The sequence below is a fragment of the Streptomyces sp. 2114.4 genome (genome assembly GCF_900187385.1).
Taxonomy (GTDB): Bacteria; Actinomycetota; Actinomycetes; order Streptomycetales; family Streptomycetaceae; genus Streptomyces; species Streptomyces mooreae.
In genome coordinates this window covers 21,964-43,575 of record NZ_FYEY01000001.1, presented here as the reverse complement: position 1 = coordinate 43,575, position 21,612 = coordinate 21,964, and the positions used below count along the sequence as shown (strand labels likewise).

Here is a 21,612-nt window from a genome sequence, read left to right as displayed (position 1 = left end):
TTTCTGTTGGGCCCCGCGTACGTTGACTATCTCCAGGTCCGTACCGTGCAGGGTCTCTCCGTTTCGGGCACGGATGGTACGGAGAATGTGCGGCCCTCCCCAAGACAATCCTGGTCAACCCAGGAAGCCCAGCCGCACCTGACGGACGGCAACTTCCTTGCCGTCGGCTACGGGGTGTCGTCCCTGGCCTGCCGTCAGCAGGGGGTGTGGGGCGCAGTAGTCCGGTAGTCCACCGTCCTATTGCGCTTGTCGAACGCCTCTACCCATACGCCGTAGCGGACTGCGAAGGGGTCACAGCCAGCCGGCCGCGAGTAGAGTTCGCCTGCCTCCCGACTGCTTACCGGAAAGCAGTCGTGGACGACGCGCTCGTCACCGCTGAATACCTTGTCCTTTGAAATGGACACACAGATCTTTCGCACATTCGACCGTCGAGACGTCTCATATCTGACTGTCGCGGCGATGTACCGCTTACCATGGTTTTTGTACGCTTCCCACTTCGGCTGCCACAGCTTCACCTGCGCGCCGGCGGCCACGTGAGCTTCCGGGCTCGGCGTGGAGAGAGTCTGAGCTGCTGCGGTGTTCCCTGGGAGTCCTGCAAGCAGGGCGCTCGCAGCCAAGGCCAGGGCAGCACGGGCTGATCTTTGCTTCGTTGGTTTCAAAGCCGTTTCCTGTTTCCTTCTTCGTGTGATGGAGAACTAGCGCAGGCATCGGACAGACGTCCTTCGGATGCACAGGCCGGACCGTGATCCTTGATGCGAGAAAGGACGTAGGCGGCAATGTCCGTGAGAGTTGAGCTCTCCAGACACGAGCACCGCTCCTGGCGCTTTCGCTGCCTGATGACCAGCCACACTCAAGTGATGCGGTTTGCCGACCTCGCGCGGTATCCGCAGTCTCTTCAAAATCGACCGTGAGGCAGGTCAGAGCGAGACGCCGGTCCTATCCGTTCAGCAGTAATGCTTCTTGACGACGTAGGCGAGGCTCTTCCTGCTGGGCCGTGCCTTGCACCACACAGCGCCTTCGGTATTCAGCGAGAAGCTCTTGGCGAACCCGTACTTCCCTGCGACCCACTTCGTGCCACCGTCGCAGCGATACACCTGCCAGTACCCCGATGCCTGCCTACGGCCCGCATAGAACACGTAGCGTCCCTGCTTCTTCATCCTCCACTCGACCTTTTCGCTTGCCTTCTTCGTCCACTCGCCCTCGCCCGCGAGGGTCAAGTCCAGCTTCCCCTTGAGGCTTGCGAAGATCTTGGTCGCCAGGCCCGACTCGACTTCAACCCCGGTGTGCAACTCGGCACGGGCTTGGAGCCGTCGAATGCGCTCGACAGTGACCGTGCGACGCAGTTCGCCTCCGCTGTAGTTCTCCTTCGATGTTTCATGCGTGATCTTCCAGGGCTTCTTGGTGTAGTCCCACCTCACCGCGGTGCTCCCCGGATCGCAGATCAGGGGCCCCGCACTCGCAGTAGTCGCCGGCACAGCAACCAGCAATGACGCGACTACCCCTGCTCCGGCCATCGTCGCGGCCATCTTCCTTGTCATCGTTGTCCTCTTCTGTGTCGTGGGTGCGGGCGGCAGCAGGCAACTGCTCGGCGCCCAAGCACCCAGTGCCGTTCCGGCACCCGTCCATCGCCCGTGCACTTCGGCTTCGAGGAGAGCTGCCGGCCCTCGTGCCCGCCCGGTCCACTCCCCCGTGGTGGGCGGGGCGGCGAGACCGAGTCCACCCGCCGCAGAGTTGTTTGGCAGCCCCTCTGAACTGCACTAATCAATTCGCGTTGCGGTCCCCGTCGTCATGGGATGCCGTTGTGGCCCTGACGACCTGGCCCTTAGGCTGGTGGGGAATACAGGGGGAGTTGAAGGGGGAGCGGCCAGTGGGGCGCCCGGAGAATCCGATCGATCCGCAGGATGGTCCGGTCCAGCGTTTCGCCTATGCGTTGCGTGAGCTCCGAGACGAGGCGGGTGCGCCGGCCTACCGGGCCATGGCTCGGCACGCGGGGTACTCCGCGGCGACGCTGTCGCAGGCAGCCGCGGGGGAACGCCTCCCACTCTGCCGGTGCTCCTGGCCTACGTAGGGGCGTGCCGCGGAAATACCGCGGAGTGGCGGGACCGCTGAGAGCAGGCCAATGAGGAGCTCACCCGGCGGCCACGCCCGCAAGAGGACGACGTCGATCCGCCTTGCAAACACCTTGAACGTCTGGAGCCGGCTCCCGGTCCTGGAGAGACCTGGCTGTTGGTCGACCAGTTCGAGGAATTGTTTACCCTCTGTACCAACAGCATGGAACGAACCGTCTTCCTGGAGCGACTGCTGGGCGCGTGTGACGACGACAGCCGACTGCGCGTGATCCTGGCTGGCCGGGCAGACTTCTTCGGCCACTGTGCCGGCCACAGAGAGCTGGCAGCTGCTCTCAAAGACACCGCACTGCTGGTCAGCCCCCTGGATAAAGATCAGCTACGGTCGGCCATCGCGCGTCCGGCTGCGGCCCGCGGGCTGATCGTCGAACGCGACCTGGCTGCCCGCATCATCGAGGACGTCGCGGACGAACCCGGCTCCCTGCCACTGATGTCTCACGCTCTCATGGAGACCTGGCGCCGACGGCGAGGACGAACACTGACCACCCAGGCCGGAGGGTGGGACCGCGCCCACCTCGTCGACCTGCGCACCCATCGGACCCTGGCGCGCCCCGTAACAGGTGAGAGCACGATGGCGGTCGCCTTCAGCGCCGACGGCCGCTTCCTGGCCGCCGGAGACACGGCCGGCCGGGCCACACTGTGGGACGGCCAAGCCCGCCGCCAACTGGGCCAGCTGCCCGCCAGCGGCAACGAGACACCGGCCGGCCAACGGGAAGCAGTGACCTCACTCGCCTACTCCCCCGACGCCAAGACCCTGGGCACCGCCGGGGATCACGGCGCCGTCCGACTGTGGGATGCCGCCTCCCACCACCCCTTGGGCGGCCCGCTGCCGACCACCCCCGGCGCCCCGGTCCTCGCCTTGGCCTTCACCCCGGACAGCGAAGCCCTGCGCACAGTCGGCCGCCGCACTCCTGTGCAGACCTACGACACCGCTCCGGACCACGCCGCCAGTACCCTCTGCCATCGCGGCAACGGCGGCCCCTCCCCCCTTCGGAATGGCGGACCTTTCTGCCCGACGTTGACTACCGCACGACCTGCTGAACAGCCTGTCCCTGATGCCCTCACGAGCGGGATATCGCTCTCCGTCTCATCGCACGCTCTGGCCTGCAGGGGAGGAGGGGACCTGAGCGAATGTTCCCTGCTCGCGTGGGGGTGATCGGCGTGGTGTTCGCCATCGGCTAGGAACGCCACCGCCTTGCCATGGCAAGGGCCGTCCCGCCCACCGACATCGCCAACCCGGTCCCACCAAAGATCAACGGCAGCAGCCACAGCGAGGCGAACCCGTTGAGCCGCGCATCCTCGGGGGCACCGGCGCGGTAGAGCACCTCGACCCGGTCACCCTTCTCGTACGAGGGCGGATTGGAACCCGTCGAGCTCCGGAATCTCCTGGGCATGCCGTCCGCCGACGTGAACTCGACCACCGGGTACGCCACGGGCGTGTGGTCCTCTCCGTGGTCGTCCTCGCGCCACTCCAGTGCCACCACTGAGCCCCGGGTCCGCTTCGCATCCGACAGGAACGAGGCCGACACCCCCGCCAGGACCAGCCCGAGGACCAGGAACACCGCCCCGAGCGCGATCAGCGCGACCGCGATCCACCGGCGGGAAGCCCGCCCATTCATCTGAACTTCAATCTCCACGGAGGAACTCCTTCGGGTGGTTATTGGTCGGGCTGGTGGTGCTGGTGGTGTGTGAGGTCTTGGTGTTTGAGGAAGTGGCGGGCGGCTGCCAGCAGGAGCGGCCCGACAACATCGAGTTCACCCGCCGTGGAGTTGTTTGACACCCCACCTGAGCTGCACTAATCAATTAGCCCAGGGCCTGCGCTTGGTCTCGACGCCGTTGTGGCCCGGTGGTGCGGTTCCTAGGCTGACGGGCAAGTGCCGAAGACCTTGGGGGAGTCGAGTGGGGCGTCCGGAGAATCCGATCGATCCGCAGGACGGACCCGTCCAGCGCTTCGCATACGAGTTACGCAAGCTGCGCGAGGAGGCGGGGGCACCGGCCTACCGAGCCATGGCCCGGCACGCGGGCTACTCCGCAGCAACGCTGTCACAGGCCGCCGCCGGCGAACGCCTGCCGACCCTGCCGGTAGTCCTGGCCTACGTACGCGCCTGCGGTGGCGATGGCGAGGAGTGGCGGTATCGCTGGAAACAGACCGACGACGAACTTGCCCGCCTGCCACGCCCGCAAGAAGACGACACCGAGTCGCCGTACAGAGGAATGTCGCGTTTCGAGCCTGCAGATGCGGAGTTGTTCTTCGGCCGCGACCAGCTCATCTGCGACCTCCTCCAGCTGGCCCGCCAAAACCGTGTCACCGCACTTGTCGGAGCTTCGGGCAGCGGCAAGTCGTCCGTCTTACGCGCGGGTGTCATCCCCCGCCTGCGCCACACCGACGACGCCGGCCTTCGACCTGCTGCCCTGCGTATCGTCACCCCGGGCGCCCATCCACTACACACCCACCACCGCCTCCTGCGGGCCAAGGACACCAACGGCGAGAGGGCGGATACCTGGCTGATCGTCGATCAGTTCGAGGAGCTCTACACCCTCTGCCGGGATCCGGCGGAGCGAACGGCCTTTATCGACCAGCTCCTGACGGCCCACGACCCGGACAGTCGATTACGCGTGCTGATCGCGGTGCGGGCTGACTTCTACGGCCGATGCCTGGAGCACGAGGGGCTGACCACCGTGCTGCGAGACGCCGGCATGCCGGTCGCACCCATGGGCCCCGACGAACTCAGAGAGGCCATCATCAAGCCCGCCGCGGCGCGTGGCCTGATCGTCGAGCGGGGCCTGACCACCCGCATCATCGAAGAGATCGACGGCGAACCCGGCGGCCTTCCCCTGATGTCCCACGCCTTGCTGGAGACCTGGCGCCGCCGCAGGGGCAAGACGCTCACCGAGGCCGCCTACAACGCAACCAACGGACTGCACGGCGCCATCGCCCACACCGCCGAGGCCACCTACACCCAACTGCCACCCGCCCAGGCCGCCATCGCCCGCCGCACGCTGCTCCGTCTGATCACCCCAGGAGAAGGTGCCCAGGACACCCGCAGGCCCATCGACCGCTCCGAACTGGGCGCCGGCGATCCGGCTGACACCGCCGCGGTGCTGGAGCGTCTGGTCTCCGCCCGGCTGATCACCCTCGACGGCGACACCATCGACCTTGCGCACGAAGCCCTCATCGGCGCCTGGCCGAGACTGCGAGGGTGGATCGAAGACGACCGCGAGCGCCTACGGGTGCACCGAAGGCTCACCGACGCCGCCCACGCCTGGGATGAGCTCGGTCGGGACCCAGGGGCCCTATATAGGGGTATCCGGCTGACAGCAGCCGAAGAAGCCTTGACCACCAGCGACCTCACCACGCTGGAGCAGGACTTTTTCGCCGCCAGCGGCACCGCCCGCGACCATGAACAGCAGGCCGCCACCCGCACCACGCGACGCCTGCGCCAGTTCACTGCCGCACTGTCCGTCCTGCTCGTCCTCGCGCTCGTCGCAGGAACTGCCGCCTGGGACCAGTACCGGACCAGCGAACAGGAGCGGCGCAACGTATTGGCCGCACAGCAGATCTCCCTGTCACGGCAGCTCGCCGCGCAGTCGGCCGCTCTGGCCGATGACAACCCTGATCTGGCCTCGCTCCTGGCAGTCCACGCTTATCGGGCTGCCCATACGAAGGAAGCGGCCGCCGGTGTCCTGGCGGCCGCCGGCCTTCCACTCCGGCACCGACTGACGCACACCTACGGCGCTCTGTCGATGGCGTTCAGCCCCGATGGCCGCACCCTGGCAAGCGTCGACGGAGCTGGGGGAATTCGGCTGTGGGATGTGAGCACGGGAAAGACCCGCACCACACTGACGGACAACAGCGGTGCTGAATCGGTTGCGTTCAGTCCCGATGGCCGCACCCTGGCCAGCGGGGAAGACAACGGCGGGGTACAGCTCTGGGACGTGACCACCGGCAAAGTCCGCAGTTCCTTGCGCTCCCCCCAGGTTGATTACGTGAAGTCGGTGGTGTTCAGTCCCGACGGCCGCACCCTGGCCGGCAGCGGCGGAAGGGGCGTGAAGGTACGGCTGTGGGATGTGGCTACGGGGAGACTCCGCGCCTCCTTGCGCTCGCACGCCGATGAAGTGAAGTCGGTGGTGTTCAGTCCCGACGGCCGCACCCTGGCCGGCAGCGGCGGAAAGGGCATGAAGGTACGGCTGTGGGACGTCACCACTGGCAAAACCCGCACCACACTGACAGGCAGTGGCGCTACCAGATCGGTGGCCTTCAGCCCCGACGGACGCACCCTGGCAACCGGCGGAGACGGGGGAAGGCTGCGGCTGTGGGATGTGGCTATGGGCAGAGTCCGCGCCTCATTGCGCTCGCACGCCGATGAAGTGAACTCAGTGGCGTTCAGTCCCGACGGCCGCACCTTGGCCAGCGGCGGCGAAGACGGAAATGTGCGGCTCTGGGACACCGCAACAGGCAAGACCCTGACCACCCTGACCGGGCACACCAGCGATGTGCAGGCAGTAGCGTTCAGCCCCGACAGGCGGACGCTGGCCAGCATCGGTGGCGAAGACGGGGCGCTGCGGCTGTGGGACGTGGCAAGCGGAAGAACCCGCGCCACACTGACCGGCCACACGGGGGCTGTGAAATCGCTCGCGTTTAGCCGCACAGGTAGCACACTGGCCAGCGGCAGTGACGACGGCACAATGCGATTGTGGGACGTGGCCAGCGGCAAAGGCCGTATCGGGTTCAGTCGAAACACCACGGTAAAGGCGGTGGCGTTCAGTCCCAGCGGGCGCGCTCTGGCCGGCGGCAGTGACGAGGAGGGGAGGGCATGGCTGTGGGATGCAGCAACCCGCCGGGTGAGAGTCCTAGCTTTCTCCGACGCAAACCATCTCGACAAACTGGTGTTCAGCCCCGACGGCCGCACCCTGGCCGGCGAAAGCGGTTCAGGCTCGGTGCACGCCTGGGAAGTCACCGCAGGCACGGTCCACGCCACTTCGGCCCGGCCCCCCGATCCCGTGGGTTCTTTGGTGTTCAGCCCCGACGGACGCACGGTGGCCAGCAACAGCTATGAGGGGACGATGTTCCTCTGGGACGTGAAGACGGGCACTACCCGGACCCGTGTCACCCAGCCTGGATCCATCAACGGTGTGCGTCCGGTGGCGTTCAGTCCCGACGGCCGCACCCTGGCCAGTGGCGACGGCACGGAAAGAGTGCGGCTGTGGGACTTGACGGCCGCAAGGCGCTCGGTCACCCTGACCGGTCCCCTCACCCCGGTGGCGTCGGTGGCGTTCAGCCCTGACGGACAGACCCTCGCCATCGGCAGTTATGACGGGACGGTGCGTCTATGGGATGTGAAGACTGGTAGGAGGCGTGCCATTCTGCCTGGCCACACCGGCCGAGTGGGGATGGTGCTCTTCAGCCCTGATGGCCGCACCCTGGCCAGCGGCGACGACACCGGGGGAGTGCGGTTGTGGGACGTGTATCTGCCCCACCTGGCCGACGCAGTCAACAAGTTATGCCTTGCCGTCAACCGAGAGCTCACCCCCGCGGAGACCTCATTTTACCTACCGGGCCGAATTCCGCACGACGTGTGCCGTTCCTGAAAATCGGCTCGTCCTCCCACACGGCGCGGAGAACCACGGCCTGGGGCGTTGAGAGTTTTCTGAGAAGGTGACGGGCGCGTCCTGAATGCTGGGTGCGGTGGTTGCCTGGTGTCTGACCTGGGTGCGGCCGGAGGCCGGATTGTGCCGTCGCTGTCGTTGAGGCTCACGCCCGATGTGTTCAAGAGCAGAAGGTAGCGGCCCGAGAGTGTGAGAGGGCCGAGAAGCACGCAGCCCAGCAGCGCCAGCGGGCCGCACGGCGTGAAGCCCAGGAGCGCGAACGGACCGAGGCAAGGGAACGCCACATCCACCAGGCCCGCGTCGAGAAGGTGGAGAATTTCGCCCTGCCCGTCCGCGGTGCGCTGAAGAAGGCGGCCCGTGAGCCACGCACCACCACCTGGCCGGAAATCCAGCAGAAGACCGGCCTGCACCAGCTCGGCCGCCTCGACCACCAGGACAAGGTGGAACTGCTTCACCGCCGGTGATAGCCGGGACCTACGGTCTGCCGACACTCTTGGTGGCGGACATGGCATGGCAAAGCGGATTGGGTCCGGACCGGGCGGCTCCCGCACCGAAGCCGGCGCGGCCGTTGACGTGGGCAAGACCGGTTACACCCGCACCGGCACCTGCGCCCGTCACGCCGACGCCGGAACTGCCGTGGCGGATCCGCGTCGTCATCCGCACGGGGCTGCTGGGCCAGTTCATCGTTCACCTGCTCCCACAGGCTCTGCCAGTACGCCGCACCGCCGCGGCATACCTCCACGAACGCCATCAGGACCGGCAGCGTTGGCAACCGCTCACGCCCGCCGCAGCCTGAGACAACGTCGCCGCCGAATCCCCCGCACGCCGTGTCATCGCCCGGCTGCCCGGTGCGCCGGCCTCCTCGCGAGGCTTGCGCGATCCGAACGCGAAGTGCTGCACGGGCCCGGCCTGCGGGTCGATCGGATTCTCCGGACGCCCATGAAGCCTCCCCTCGGTCGCTAGGCACCCCGCACAGAGGCAGTAGTGGTCCCTGCCCGCACCAGTGGATCTCGGCCGATTGATTAGTCCAGCTCAGCAGGGGTGCCAAACAACTTGCCGGCCGGTGAACTCGAAGTTGTCGGGCCGCCACCCACACCGGGCACCGAGCGGTTCGTCGCCATCAAGACCACTAGCTGAAGGGAACCACCATGCGCATCAACAAGAACGCCACTGCATGCACCGTGGCAGGCGTAGTTGCAGCTCTCGCCATCGGCGTGGCCGCTCCGGCCGCACAGGCGGCCACCAACCAGGCTCCAGCCCGCACCGCCGCGGTGCAGACGACCGGACGGACCGTCGTGACGCCGTCCAGCATCGCGGTGCTCTCCACGCTGTCAACCCAGGCTCAGACGACGGGGAAGCTGACCACCGCCGACGTGCACAAGCTCCGAGCGGCCGATGTCAGCACCAAGGGTGTGGGCGGTCTCATCGCCAAGGCCGTGAAGCTACTCAAGAAGGTGCCTGGCGCCTATAGGTGGGGCGTGGCGAAGGCCAAGAGTGCCTACAAGATGGGTAAGAACAAGGGAGTCGCTTACCTGAAGAAGAAGGTGAGCGAAATGTCCAACTGGAGCCCGACCAAGTGGGCCTGGAAGACTGTCATGGCGCTCGGCAACGGACAGTTCGTCTGGCAGCTCATTAAGTTCCTCTCCGGCCACTGATCATTCCGGTGATTTCGGCCCCCGGCGCATCCGCGCCGGGGGCCGATCCAAATAGAGGAGGACCAATCGTGACATATCTAAACCAGAGGGAAACCTCGCACGCCAGTGACATTTGGTGGATGTCATCCGCTGTGCTCGTCGGAGCATCCCTTGTCCTTACCGGTTTCATTGACGGGGCGTCATCCGAGCGATGGGGGTGGTGGATCTACTTCGGGGCATGGCTGCCCTTCCTCGGAGGCATCCTGCACTCCATGGCCGCCAAGCTGCCACGAGCAGGCGCCAGCATCCGCAACTCAGCTCTGGTCCTTGCCGTAGCCACCGCGAACCTCACCCTGTTCCACCATGATGCGTTCCCCTTCTGACCCGGTGAGCCTGAACGAGGGGTGCCATGGTTTTTCTCTCACGGCCTCGGCCAGGGAGCCGACGAGGGGCCAGGGCCGGGCGCCGGGAGCACAGCACAGGTCGGAAGCCGGGGATCGGCACCGTCCCGCCCGGCCGGAGCGCCGGGGACGGTGCCGGGCAGGGCAGGAAGTTGTGCTGCCACTGGAGCGAGTCCATGCTCAGCGCGGCGTCGGCGAGGGCCTTCACGGACGGTGTCTTGAGCGAGGCGAGGCTGGTGTCGACCCAGTTCTGGGTAAGGCCGTAGCTTTGCTGCCGGTACTCGACGGCCTGCACCAAGCACTGCACCCACCCCGCCAGCGGATGCGGCCCGCCGACGTCGCCAGTGAGCCCGGCCGCGATGATCCGGTCCGCGTCCATCGCCGCGTCCAGCCACTGCACCAGGCCCGTGTCCGCACCCAGTGCGGGAAGCCGTCGACGCAGCTCCAGCAACGCCCCGGCACGCATGTTCGCCAGTGGCCGCCGCCCGGACTCCCAGCCCTGCAGCGTGTCCAGCTCCACGCCCAGGTCCTCCGCCAGGGGCGGCCTGCGCGCGCGGGATCGACTCGCGAAGCAGGCGCAGCACGAACCCAGTGCCGGCACCTGCTGATGTTCGCCTGGGTCTGCCCAATCTGGCCTGTTCCCCGGTCACTTGGCGCACCGAAACTCGTACTCACGGTCAGTTCTACCGCATCGGCAAGTTCACCCGTCGTGGAGTTGTTTGGCAGCCCCTCTGAGCTGCGCTAATCAATTAGCCCAGGGCTGTGCTTGGTCTCGGTGCCGTTGTGGCCTGGTGGTGCGGTTCCTAGGCTGACGAGCAAGCACAGAAGATCTTTGGGGGAGCCGAGTGGGGCGTCCGGAGAATCCGATCGATCCGCAGGACGGGCCCGTCCAGCGTTTCGCCTATGAGTTACGCAAGCTCCGGGAGGAGGCGGGTGCGCCGGCCTACCGGGGCATGGCCCGGCGCGCGGGCTACTCCGCGGCAACGCTGTCGCAGGCGGCCGCCGGCGAACGTCTGCCGACCCTGCCGGTAGTCCTGGCCTACGTGCGGGCCTGCGGCGGTGACGAGGAGGAGTGGCGACGCCGCTGGACAGGGACCGACAAGGCGGTATCACAGCAGCCCCGCTCGCCGGAGGACGACACCGATCCGCCCTACCGGGGGCTGTCCCGCTTCGAACCCGGGGACGCGGACCTGTTCTTCGGCCGCGACGCGATGACGGCGCAACTGGCCGGCACCGCCTGCCGGCACCGCGTCACCGCGTTGGTGGGGGCCTCCGGCAGCGGTAAGTCCTCACTGCTGCGCGCCGGGCTCGTCCCCGGCCTGCGCCACACCGACAGTGCCGCCCGCCAGGCCCCGGCTGCTGTGCGCATCCTCACCCCCGGCGCACATCCCATGGCGCACGGCCAACGTCTGGAACCTGCCGCCGGGCCCGGGGAAACCTGGCTGCTGGTGGACCAGTTCGAAGAGCTGTTCACCGTCTGCAGCGACGATGCGGAACGCGAGGCATTCCTGGAGCGACTGCTGGCCGCGCGCGACGAGAGCAGCCGACTGCGCGTGGTCTTAGCTGTACGGGCCGACTTCTTCGGCCACTGTGCCGCCCACCGGAACCTGGCGGCTGCGCTCAAGGACACCGTGGTGCTGGTCGGCCCCATGGACAAGGATCAGCTACGCGCGGCCATCGTGAGGCCGGCCGTGGCCCGTGGGCTGATCGTCGAACGGGACCTGACCGCCCGCATCATCGAGGACGTCGGAGACGAACCCGGCGCCCTGCCGCTGATGTCCCATGCACTGATGGAAACCTGGCGCCGCCGCCGAGGACGAACGCTGACCCCCCAGGCATATGAAGGCGCCGGCGGACTGCACGGCTCCATCGCCCGCACTGCCGAAGACACCTACCAACAGCTCACCCCAGACCAGGCCGCCCTCGCCCGCCACATCCTGCTGCGCCTCATCGCGCCGGGAAACGGCACCCAGGACACCCACCGTCCCACCGCCCGCACCGAATTCGCTACCACCGACCCCTGCACCGAAGAAGCGCAAACCGAGACCGATGCGGTTCTCAACCGCCTTGCCCACAGCCGGCTGCTCACCCTCGACGACGGCCACGTCCGCCTCACACACGAAGCACTGATCACCGCCTGGCCTCGGCTCCACAGCTGGATCAACGACGAGCGCGACCGCATCCGCCTGCACCGCCAGCTCACCCGCGACGCCGCCGGCTGGCAGGAACTCGATCGCGACCCCACAACCCTTTACCGCGGCAGTCGACTCACCTGGGCAGAAGAGACCTTCACCGGCGAGGACCGCAACGCACTCAATGCACTCGAATCCGCATTCCTCGACGCGGGTCTCGCCGCCCGGGAGACGGAACGCGCACACGCAGCACGCGCGGCACGCCGCTCTCGCCGAGTCGCCGCAGCCGTGGCCGTGTTATGCGTTCTTGCCCTCGTTGCAGGCACCGTTGCCGTGCAACGGGCCGTCACGTCCAACGAGCTTCGTCAGTCGGCACGATCCCGTGAACTGGCGGGCCAGGCAGCGGATGCGGCAACTGACCAGCCGGAGGCGGCGCTGCTGACAGCGCTGGCGGGCTACCATCACGCTCACACCGTCGAGGCCCGCTCCGCGCTGATCAGTTCGTACGCCGAGTACCGCGCCAACCGCCTCGGCGGCCACACCCGTGACCTGACCACTCTGGCCTTCGCCCCCGACGGCCGCACTCTGGTCACCGCCAGCGACGACCACACCGTCAAACTCTGGGATTCCGCCGGCCATCGTCTGCTTGCGACCCTTGTGGGTCACGTCGCCGGCGTCAATGCGATAGCCATTGCACCTGACAGTCGTACCCTGGCTACTGCCGCCGACGACAGCACGGTACGTCTTTGGGGCCTCACCACGCATCGCGCCAAAGCTGTCCTCACCGGCCATAAGGGAGCGGTCAACGGTGTGGCGTTCAGCCGCGACGGCCATACCCTCGCCACAGCTGGTGCCGACCGAACAGTCCGCCTGTGGAACACGTCCTCACATAAGCCGGAGCATACGATCACCGGGCTCAGCGGGGCGATCAACGCAGTGGCCTTCAGCCCTGACGGACACACCCTCGCGATGGGCGGGGACGACGGTAGGACCAGGCTCTGGAACGTCAAAACCCACCGGTGGACCGCCACTGTGACGGGGCATACCGACGCCGTGGACACCGTGGTGTTCAGCCCTGACGGACACACCCTCGCCACTGCCGGCAACGACGGAAGCGCCAAACTGTGGACAGCCTCCGGCAACAGACTGAAGAAGACCCTGTCCGTGTACGACAGTGCTGCACCAGCACTTGCCTTCGCTCCCGATAGCAGGCACCTAGTCACAGCCAGCCCAGTGGGAGTGGGCGGAATTTCGGTGTGGGACACGAGAACCGGACACAAGACCGCAACCCTGGGCGAGACTCCGGCCCGTGCGGTGGCATGGCGGCCGGACGGCCGCACTGTCGCAGTCGTCGCCACCTCGCGTCACGCAGGTCTGTGGGACCTGCGTACACATGAGGTTTCCTCCTCCGGCTTCTTCTCTGCCCAGCGAAACTTCTTCGCCATCGCATTGCGCCCCGACAGCAACGTCGTAGCAGCAGCCGGCTACGGAAAGATCACCTCCTGGGATACCGCCCGCCAGCGCTATATCAGCGACTTCCGCACACCCGATTACGTGCAAGCCGAAGCCTTCACCCCTGACGGCCGAGTCCTCGCCACAGCCACCAGCTCCAAGACGATGCTGTGGAGCTATCCCACCGGCCGGCTCCTGGCCACGCTTGACAGCCATAACACCACCGTCACCGGCCTCGAAATCTCCCCGGACGGCCACACCCTGGCCGCAGCCGGATACGACCACACCGTTCGCCTGTGGAACTTGGCCACCCGACACACGATCTCCGTGCTCACCGGGCATCCTGATTCGGTCCAAGCGATCGCATTCAGTCCGGACGGTAAAACCCTGGCCTCAGCCGGCGACGACCGCACCATCCAACTGTGGGACGTCACCACCGGCCGACGAAAAGCCATCCTCACCGGCCACACCAACACCCTCTTCGCCCTCGATTTCAGTCCGGACGGTAAAACCCTCGCCTCAGCCGGCGACGACCGCACCATCCGCCTGTGGAATGTCGCCAGCCACCACACACGGACAACCCTCACCGACAACAGCGGAAGGATCACCTCCGTCCGCTTCAGCCCAGACGGCAACACACTGGCCACAGGCGGGCCGGGCCGCACCATCCGCCTGTGGGATCCGGCCACCCACCGCACCACCGCCACCCTCACCAGCTACCGTGCACCACTCCTGGACGACCCGGATTCCTTTCTCCCGGCACTGGAGTTCACCCCGACAGCCGCACCCTCATCAGCTTGGGCGGCCCCAGCATCCGACTATGGGACCTCAACGCCGACCACATCGCCACCCGCGTCTGCCAGCAGAGCAAAGCGAACCATTGGGGAGAATTGCTTCACGCGCTACCGCAAGAAAGGCCCTGTCCCTGACTTGTCCCGGCACCAGCTCGGTCACGCTGTCCACCGTCACGCGGCGATACCCCGCGGCGTCGGCGGCGTGCTCGGCCCGGTGCCCGCGCCGCTGAAACCAGCCGGTCAGCGCCACCCCGGCTAAAGGTTGTCCCGTAAGTGATCTTGAGAGTGGAGGGGCGGGCAGACAGGACTCATTCATCCGATGAGGACGAGGTTGTGCAGGCGGGCGATGCCGAGCATGACGTAATGGATGCCATCGCCTTTCAGGCGGCAGTCGCGAAGGATCTTCCAGCCCTTCATGCGGGCCAAGGTGTGCTCGACGCGGGCGCGAACTCGCTTGTGCGACCGGTTGTGTTCCTCCTTCCAGGTCGGGAGTTCGTTGCCCTTGGTCCGGCGGTGCGGAATGACGAGTCCGGTGCCCAGGTAGCCGCCGTCGGCGACGGTTGCGGTGTGGCCGACGGCCTCCTTGGCGCCGGATTCCTCCCAGCCTCGGCAGTCGTGGCGGTTGCCAGGCACGGGCGGCCGACTATCACGACCGCTCGGGTGTCGGCATCGATGACGACCGGTCCGGCGCGCGCGTTGGCCAGTCGGCCGGGCTTCGTCAGGAGGCCGAGAGGCCTGGTGCTGCTAGCGCGACGGGCAGTGATGGATGGAGAACAGCAGCGACTCATGCCGCACCACGTCTCTGGCGGCAGTCGGGCCGGCTGGGGCATCGCACTGAGAGCACCGGCGCTGTGCGCCGTCCTCGAACGCGCATCGCCCGCAGCGGAGCCTGTCGGGCTGCTCGCTGAACACCACCGCTGGAGCCGGGCTCGCCAGATGCGCACAGACCGGAAGGCGTCCGCGTTCCTGGTTCTGGTAGAGCGCGGCCACGATGGTCTTGAACCAGTCCGGCAGGTCGGTTAGCGAGGCCGAGCGACTACGGCCCGGCCCGAGTACGGAATCGAGCGTTGCGGCGGTGTGAGCGGAGGCCGCCTGGAACTGGTCGCCAAGGGCGGTGGAATTCTGCATGGGCCAGGGGACCGCCTGAACCCGGTGGCTGCTAGGAGGGGGCCGGCGTCCGGGTGAAGCTCCCGGTCGGCCCATGCCGTTGTCCAGGCCCGCGTCAGACGCGTGAGGCCCGAATCAAGGTGGAGCTGGTGTCCGAAGGGGCGAAGGCGACTGTGGACCCCGGCCTGCCGGAGCCGGACTGTCCGGTCTGGGGGACATCCATGGCTGGTGGAGCGCCAACGGACAGCCGGCCAGCGCCAGGAGGCGCCGGCGGCAGTGAGCCTGTTAGAGCCAACTACTGCGGGCATTGTGCACCTCTGCGGCCCGGACGCGATTGAGGCTGCGGCCGGGCCAGGTCGCGGCCCGGGTGATGTGGAGTACCGGAAGTGTCGGCAGACGTCACCGGCCCGCCACTGGGGCAATGCCGCCTGCTGTGTCGGTCGGGGCGCGGCTGGATTGATTAGTCCAGCTCACAGGGCCTGCCAAACAACTCCATGGCCGGTGAACTCAGTGCTGTCGACGTCGACCTGGCGCCGGCACACGTGACAACCCAAGGACGGATCACATGAAGCGCAAGCTCGCCCTCACCGCAGCCACCGTGGCCCTCAGCGTCGGAAGCCTGGCCGGCATGACGGCCCCAGCCGCCACAGCCAGCCCCGCCGCGCCCGCCACTACCGCTGCCGCTGTGCCGGCAGACTCCCCGGTGAAGCAGGGCCACACGATGACCAAGGATGCTCAGGGCCGCAAGGTGGCGAAAGTGACGTTTACCCAGGTGACCGGGCACGTCGTGAAGGGATGGATCGAGAAGCTGTCCAAGGACAAGATCTGCGCCCAGGCGATTGTGAAGTGGTACAAGGGCGGCAAGCTCCGCGACACTGACCTGTCTGAGAAGGTCTGTCGCAAGGGCCAGAAGAAGTACTTCTCCATGCGCGCCGGCGACAAGCACCACTTCAACGCCAGCGACGTGTGGGGCGGATTCAAGCTGTCCTGACCACCGTCAGCGATGACGCCCGGGCGGCGGGACGCACGTCGGGGGACGATGCGAACCACGCCCGGGCACCACATCGTTTGTTCATGATGCGGCGGTCTGCCTCGCAGCCCGCCGGTTGCCGAAACCCGTCGCGGCGCACGTCGCTGGTCTGTCACCGGCTGAGGCGGATGCGCGGCCCCCACGCGAACTCGAGGTCGTCCAGCAGGATGAGCTCCAGCTCCTTCTCCCACAGGCCGCGCAGACCGAACGGGTTGGTCTCCATCCGCTCCAGGACGACCAGGGTCTCAGGCTGTCCGATCAGCGCGTACCGGCCGTGCGAGGCGGGCCTGCTGCCGGCCCGTACTCCCGCAGCAGCTCTTGCAGGCGGGCGCGGTGCTGTGCGGCGAACGCCTCCCGGCGCTCGATGTACCCCTCGCGTTCCTCGGTGCGCACTGTGCTCAGCGCGACGTCCAGGAACTCACCGTCCGGCCAGTGGCGCTCACCGGGCGCGGCCAGGGCTCACGGGAACCGTTCCGCCGCCGTCAGGACGTCCTTCGCGTCCAGCGCCGGAGCCGGGGCCCGTTCCTCCACGGGAGCCTCCTGAGGGGGAGGGGAGGTCGGCTGCTGAAGGTGGGTGAGGAGCATGGCGCTGGAGGCGGCGCGCCCGCGTTGTGCGTGGGCGGTGGTGTCGGCGATGCGCAGCAGGTAGCAGGCGACGTCGCGGACTCCGGCGAACCAGCCGTCCTCGAGTCGTTAGCCTGACAGCGTGCCCCGGCCGGATCAACGGCCGGGGCACGGTGCTTTTTCACGAAGAGGGAGCCCAGTCACCTTCGTGGCAGTATTGCTTGTCATCATCGCTCTTCTCGCAGTAGAAGTAGTCTTCACTCTGGTCCAGGGTGAAGAGTCCAGGCTTCTTGGGAGTCCAGTTCAGGCTCACATTGTGCATGCGGTATTTCTCGATGAAGTGCGTATCGCCGATCACGTGATCGGCCTCGCTGCATGCGCCGTGCTTCGGGGGGCTCCACTTGATCACCTCGGGATGTTTCCGTGCAGTGCATACCACCTCGGCCGGACTCAGGCGCGTCGAATACGTGGAAGTGATCTTCACCTCGCAGTTGACCTCAGGAGCATCCGCCGGTTTCGGGTCGAGGTTCGGCGTCTTCTCCTCGCAGCCCTTCTCCACCGCGCGGTCCTTGAGCGCTAAACCGTCGATGGTTTTGTCGAAGTTCTCCGCAACGCCCCTCATGCGCTTTTCCGTCACTTCTTCTGCGCGGTTGGCGTCTTTGCGGTCTTGCGCTGACATGCCGGTGGCGCATCCTGCGAGAGTCAGCGCCGTGGCCGCTACGACAGATCGTGCTATCCACTTCCGCACCAGGATCCTCCGTTATGTGGTGTAGGGGCATGCTGTGCGTCACAGCCTGCCTATGTCATCCATGCTCCGTCGCCGGTGGCGGGTGCCGCAGAAGAACTCGATGCGATCTCTTGGTTTGGTGTCGGTAGCGGTGAGAGCCGGTGGTGGTGTGCTGGGCGGGGTGTTCCTGGGCTGGTCAGTGGTTGTTTGTGGGTGGTGGGCCGCTGTCATGAGTGAGAGGTTGATGGGTGGATCGCTGTCGTGGGGCTTTATCGCATGGCAGCTGATGTTGTCTCAGGTCCGAGAGTTCTTATGCGGTGAGGTGGGCCGGTCGGTGTGATCGTGGGGTGGATCAAGAGGTAAGGGTCGGCCGTGGGCCTGTGCTGCCCAGGGGATTGGTGGTGCGTCGTCTGCTGGAGCGGCAGCAGGCAGGGAGCTGGCCACGCGGCATGTGCGTGCGGCCGCCGAGACGGTGGGGTTTCCGAGCGTACGGTGTGGCGCTGGCTGGAGCAGGCGAAGGCGACCGGGCAGGTGGAGGCCGGGGTTCGGCAGGGGTATGCGGTGTCGGACGAGGTGGGGGCGCTGCTGGGCGAGGTCGGAGGGAATGTCGCTGAGCTGAGACGCCGGCTGGCCGCGGCTGAGCGCGATGAATCAGCGGCTGAAGAGCCCGGTGCACGGGCCCAGACCCGGACCGAGTCACTGTCACCCCGGAAGTACGCCGCCTGCTCGCGCTGTGGAGGGCGAACCGTCCTATACCGCAGCGCGGACCAGCCACTGCGGTTCGTCGAGGGGCTTCCTACCGGCTGGAAACCTCCGCATATGTACGCCGCGCGCGATGGTGAACAGGACCAGGATTACGGCCCCGCGGGACCGGAAGACTGGGCCTGACCGTACGAGCAGAGCCGGTTCCTCGGATCACTCGCGTTCGGCGGGAAGCCCAGAGGTCAGCTGAAAAGTCTGCCAGCGTAGTGTCCGGGCGTGTCGGCCCGGCTACGACGACCTCGAGAATGACCTCATGGACCGTCTGCTGCACCTTGACCGCACACTCGACGAGTTGGACCCGCCCCGCTGGGCTCCTCCTGCCGCTGACGCGACCCGCTTGGTGCGCGAGGTGCACAGGTTGCGACGCATTCCGCTAGGCGAACTTGGTCCGGCAGATCTGCGCACACTCCTCTCGCAGCAGGTGGCCCTGCCGTACGTCCTTCCACTCGCAGTGCGCTTGCTGCTTGAGGATCCGCTGCTGGATGCATATTTCTACGAGGGAGACTTGCTGCTCGCCGCCGTCAATGCCCCAGCCTCCGCCTGGTCCTTGCTGCCGGGCCTCGGTGCGCGGCTGCGCACCGTGATCACGACACTGCCGGGGTCAGCGGCCGCCGATCTGCCGCGCGGCGGCGCCGAGGAGCTTGCCCGCTTCGTCGCGCCGCCCGAGGCATCTCGCTGGCCTGACGAATTGGCGGGTGAAGGAATCCGTAGGGAGGACTGACCGGCACCGAGGCTACTGTGAGTGGGCGCGCTGGTGGTGTTGGGCGCCTGGTCACGGGAGGTGGATGCGACCCGGTCGGCTGTCATGGGGTGACCTAGCGGCTGCTGTTTTTCGACCAGTGTGAAGGTAGATCGGCTGTGACGGAGCAGTGGTTGTGCGGTAGTTGTGTTGTTGTGGCCTGGTGTTTTGTTTGTGGGTTGGGATTCGGGCTGGGTCGGGGCGTGTTGGAGGGGATGGGGATCGGGGCTGGCCGAGGTGTTCGGTTTGGTTGTTCGGGGTGTTGAGCGGGGATTTCGTGGGTGTGTGGATTGATCTTGGGTTTGTTGTCGGTGGAATGGTGCGTCGAGAGGTAACTGGTGTGGTCGAGCTCGGGCCTGGTCAGGGGCGTGATCCGAGGTAGGTGGTTAGTGGGTCGCTGGTGGCGGGGGAGAACCGGACCATGCCGAGCCTGTGGCCGATCACGGCGATGGTGTTATAGACGCGGGTGCCTGGTGTGGGTGGGGAAGGGTGGCCAAGGTGCGGGCGAGTGTGACGGTTTCGGGGGAGATCACGAGGTCGCGGACCAGGACCAGGAGTACGGCTGAAGCGTTTCCTGCGCGGTCCATGTGCGCGTTGGTTCTCGCGAGTTGATGCAGGCGCCTGTGCCAGTGGTCGGTGAGGTGTTGTTGGTGGTCGTACCAGCGGGTGGTGATCGCGTGTGCTGCCTGCCATGCATGCGCGCTCCGTGGATGCCGTTGTAGCCGCTGGTGGCGGTGGTGGGCCGTGGTGAGTTCGGAACGGTCCCGGTGCGCAGTGTGGACGTGAGTCGTGGGTCGGGGGTGGCTTGCTGATGGCGCCGGCACACCAGCTGGGGCCAGGGCCGGTGGATCCAGGCGGTGTCCGCCGTGCCGCGGCTGTGGTGTCGCACGCACGTCGTGCACGCTCGTACAGCTTGCTGGCGGCGCTCGACGGGCCCTCAGTATGCGGTGGCCGGTCTGGCGTCCGTCGTGCCGTCCTGGAGCAGGCCCGGCAGTGCACGCGCGAGGGCGTGCGGCCGGACTCGGGCCACGGCAGCGACTCGGCGCGCGGCGGTGGGGGAGAGGTCGAGTCCTGCCGCGGGCGGGGTGCCGTGTCCGTGGACGGTGATACCAGCGCTGTCGAGGAGTTGGGGCAGTGTCAGCCCGTAGGCACCGGCGAGGCGCTGTAGGTAGGAGGCGGTCGCTTCGAAAGCCAGCGGCCGGATGCGGAATACGCCCGGTGCCGGGAGCGGGATCTGTGCCCATGCCCCGGCGGCGGGTGCGCCGCCTCGCAGGGCACCGGGCGCGGCTGCGCAGCCAGCCGTGAGAAGTGCCTGGTTCACCAGGTGCCGGGCTTGGTTCGGGCACGGGGCCGGTAGCGCTGTTCGGATAGGTGGTCCACGCGGACGGCGTCGAGGGTGGTCTTCGTGATGCGTTCCGTGCCGTCGATGAGCGCGGTGATGGCCGCCTGCTTGACCAGACGCGCAAGCGACCCGATCCGTCCGGCGGTGCGGGCGTGCAGGTATGGCACCAGCCGCACCAGGCTCCCTCGCCGGTGGTGGCGGAGGTCGAGCGCGTTCTCCAGGGCTTGTACCAGGTCTTTGAACGGCTCACGTTCACCGTCGCGGGCGGGCAAGGGATCGCAGTCGACGAGGGAGGCGCGTGCGGCGAGCTGCGCCCCGCGCACCCCGCAGAACAGCGCGGTCCCGGTGACGTCGATGCCCGCGTACACGAACGTCGCGCTGATGCGTTCGGTGAGGTCTTTCAGCAGATCAGCGCTCTGGGCGCCGGTGGTGGTGCGGGGGTTGAGCCGGTGGATCTCGTCGATCAGCACCAGCCGCACACCCGCCTGCGTGTAGGTGTGGCAGACGCTGTTGACGATCTGGGCCTGCGACATGCGGCCTGTCAGGGGGATTCCGAGGTAGCGGGCGAATTCGAGAGCCAGGGTCTTCGCGCTGGCGGCGGGCGGCACGAGCACGTAGGCGACCGGGACCTGCCCGGCCGCGGCCGTATCGCCCTGGCGGCGGGTGTGGGCCAGGTGGCAGGCGCGGCCGACTTGGAGCAGCGCCGTGGTCTTGCCCGCGCCGGCGGGGCCGGTGACGATCAGGGACGGGCGTGCGGTGACCCGGGCACGCAGAGGCAAGGAGTCGTCGTTGAGGGCCCGCCGGAGAATGGCGAGTCGGCGGTGCTGGTGCAGCGGCCGTTGGGATGCTGCTGGGGCAGGTCATCGATATCTCCGACGGAGAACCGGGGCACATGTGGGGCGCCGGCCTTGGAGGCGCCGAACTGCACCCGGCCGTAGGACACCGGCTCGATCCAGCCAGGCGGCGCATCCACTCGAAGTCGACTTTCCCGAATGTGACGCTATCCGTATCGGTGCGTACCTGGAGCGATGCATCGCGTGTGTGTCCGCGCCGCGGAGAGCGGTAGCACTACGTATGACAGCCGAAGGCGACCGGGTATGTGCCTCTGGTCGCGGATCCGAGGTCGACAAGCAAGCGCCTGGGGCGCAGAAAGGCCCCCTCCAGCGGGCTGCCGGAAGGGGTGCCGTTCGCCTCA

The 21,612-nt window shown here is 67.2% G+C and carries 15 protein-coding genes and 1 pseudogene; 7 read left to right on the top strand and 9 right to left on the bottom strand.

Annotation, left to right across the window (positions count from 1 at the left end; all coding sequences use genetic code 11):
- Window positions 1–944 precede the first annotated feature (944 nt).
- A complete protein-coding gene (locus CFW40_RS00175) occupies window positions 945–1,538 on the bottom strand; it encodes a hypothetical protein (protein WP_143034608.1) in 594 nt (197 codons plus the stop codon).
- Between the two features lie 688 nt (window positions 1,539–2,226).
- Here CFW40_RS00175 and CFW40_RS00170 point away from each other — a divergent pair.
- Window positions 2,227–3,282 (top strand): WD40 repeat domain-containing protein, encoded by a 1,056-nt coding sequence (locus tag CFW40_RS00170; RefSeq protein WP_093813893.1) that lies wholly within the window; start codon window positions 2,227–2,229, stop codon window positions 3,280–3,282.
- A 22-nt stretch (window positions 3,283–3,304) separates the two neighbouring features.
- Here CFW40_RS00170 and CFW40_RS00165 read toward each other — a convergent pair whose 3' ends face one another.
- Window positions 3,305–3,763 carry a DUF3592 domain-containing protein gene (locus CFW40_RS00165; RefSeq protein ID WP_256331692.1) on the bottom strand — a complete coding sequence of 153 codons (459 nt, stop codon included), beginning with the start codon at window positions 3,761–3,763 and terminating at the stop codon, window positions 3,305–3,307.
- A 262-nt stretch (window positions 3,764–4,025) separates the two neighbouring features.
- Between CFW40_RS00165 and CFW40_RS00160 the strand changes: the two genes are divergently transcribed.
- The 3 genes from CFW40_RS00160 to CFW40_RS00155 all read left to right on the top strand — a co-directional run bounded on the left by CFW40_RS00160 (window position 4,026) and on the right by CFW40_RS00155 (window position 9,388).
- Window positions 4,026–7,715 (top strand): helix-turn-helix domain-containing protein, encoded by a 3,690-nt coding sequence (locus CFW40_RS00160; RefSeq protein WP_095889136.1) that lies wholly within the window; start codon window positions 4,026–4,028, stop codon window positions 7,713–7,715.
- 326 nt (window positions 7,716–8,041) lie between these two features.
- On the top strand, window positions 8,042–8,197 hold the full coding sequence (locus tag CFW40_RS36875) for a hypothetical protein (protein ID WP_176956632.1): 156 nt from the start codon (window positions 8,042–8,044) through the stop codon (window positions 8,195–8,197).
- A gap of 684 nt (window positions 8,198–8,881) precedes the next feature.
- Complete coding sequence (locus CFW40_RS00155; protein WP_088795803.1) at window positions 8,882–9,388, top strand: hypothetical protein; 507 nt, start codon at window positions 8,882–8,884, stop codon at window positions 9,386–9,388.
- A gap of 327 nt (window positions 9,389–9,715) precedes the next feature.
- Here the strand turns inward: CFW40_RS00155 and CFW40_RS37650 are convergent, their stop codons facing one another.
- Window positions 9,716–10,288 (bottom strand): hypothetical protein, encoded by a 573-nt coding sequence (locus tag CFW40_RS37650; RefSeq protein ID WP_256331693.1) that lies wholly within the window; start codon window positions 10,286–10,288, stop codon window positions 9,716–9,718.
- A 325-nt stretch (window positions 10,289–10,613) separates the two neighbouring features.
- Between CFW40_RS37650 and CFW40_RS00145 the strand changes: the two genes are divergently transcribed.
- On the top strand, window positions 10,614–14,405 hold the full coding sequence (locus CFW40_RS00145; protein ID WP_088795802.1) for a helix-turn-helix domain-containing protein: 3,792 nt from the start codon (window positions 10,614–10,616) through the stop codon (window positions 14,403–14,405).
- 53 nt (window positions 14,406–14,458) lie between these two features.
- Here CFW40_RS00145 and CFW40_RS00140 read toward each other — a convergent pair.
- Together CFW40_RS00140 and CFW40_RS36510 are read right to left on the bottom strand one after the other, a co-directional pair.
- A pseudogene (locus CFW40_RS00140) lies at window positions 14,459–14,826 on the bottom strand (transposase family protein); the annotation flags it as partial.
- 64 nt (window positions 14,827–14,890) lie between these two features.
- Complete coding sequence (locus tag CFW40_RS36510; RefSeq protein WP_143680869.1) at window positions 14,891–15,274, bottom strand: hypothetical protein; 384 nt, start codon at window positions 15,272–15,274, stop codon at window positions 14,891–14,893.
- A gap of 544 nt (window positions 15,275–15,818) precedes the next feature.
- Between CFW40_RS36510 and CFW40_RS00135 the strand changes: the two genes are divergently transcribed.
- Window positions 15,819–16,244 (top strand): hypothetical protein, encoded by a 426-nt coding sequence (locus CFW40_RS00135; RefSeq protein WP_088795801.1) that lies wholly within the window; start codon window positions 15,819–15,821, stop codon window positions 16,242–16,244.
- Between the two features lie 297 nt (window positions 16,245–16,541).
- Here the strand turns inward: CFW40_RS00135 and CFW40_RS37645 are convergent, their stop codons facing one another.
- Together CFW40_RS37645 and CFW40_RS00125 are read right to left on the bottom strand one after the other, a co-directional pair.
- Entirely contained in the window at window positions 16,542–16,676 is a 135-nt protein-coding gene (locus CFW40_RS37645; RefSeq protein WP_256331101.1) for a hypothetical protein, read from the bottom strand.
- Between the two features lie 352 nt (window positions 16,677–17,028).
- Window positions 17,029–17,526 (bottom strand): hypothetical protein, encoded by a 498-nt coding sequence (locus tag CFW40_RS00125; protein WP_143034499.1) that lies wholly within the window; start codon window positions 17,524–17,526, stop codon window positions 17,029–17,031.
- Between the two features lie 1,063 nt (window positions 17,527–18,589).
- Between CFW40_RS00125 and CFW40_RS00120 the strand changes: the two genes are divergently transcribed.
- On the top strand, window positions 18,590–19,057 hold the full coding sequence (locus CFW40_RS00120; RefSeq protein WP_088795798.1) for a contact-dependent growth inhibition system immunity protein: 468 nt from the start codon (window positions 18,590–18,592) through the stop codon (window positions 19,055–19,057).
- 955 nt (window positions 19,058–20,012) lie between these two features.
- Here CFW40_RS00120 and CFW40_RS00115 read toward each other — a convergent pair.
- Both CFW40_RS00115 and CFW40_RS00110 read right to left on the bottom strand, forming a co-directional pair.
- Window positions 20,013–20,396 (bottom strand): hypothetical protein, encoded by a 384-nt coding sequence (locus tag CFW40_RS00115; protein WP_088795797.1) that lies wholly within the window; start codon window positions 20,394–20,396, stop codon window positions 20,013–20,015.
- Window positions 20,393–21,196, bottom strand: coding sequence for an AAA family ATPase (locus CFW40_RS00110; RefSeq protein WP_256331100.1), 804 nt, complete (start codon window positions 21,194–21,196; stop codon window positions 20,393–20,395). The genes CFW40_RS00115 and CFW40_RS00110 overlap by 4 nt, the downstream gene beginning before the upstream one ends.
- Between the last annotated feature and the right edge of the window lie 416 nt (window positions 21,197–21,612).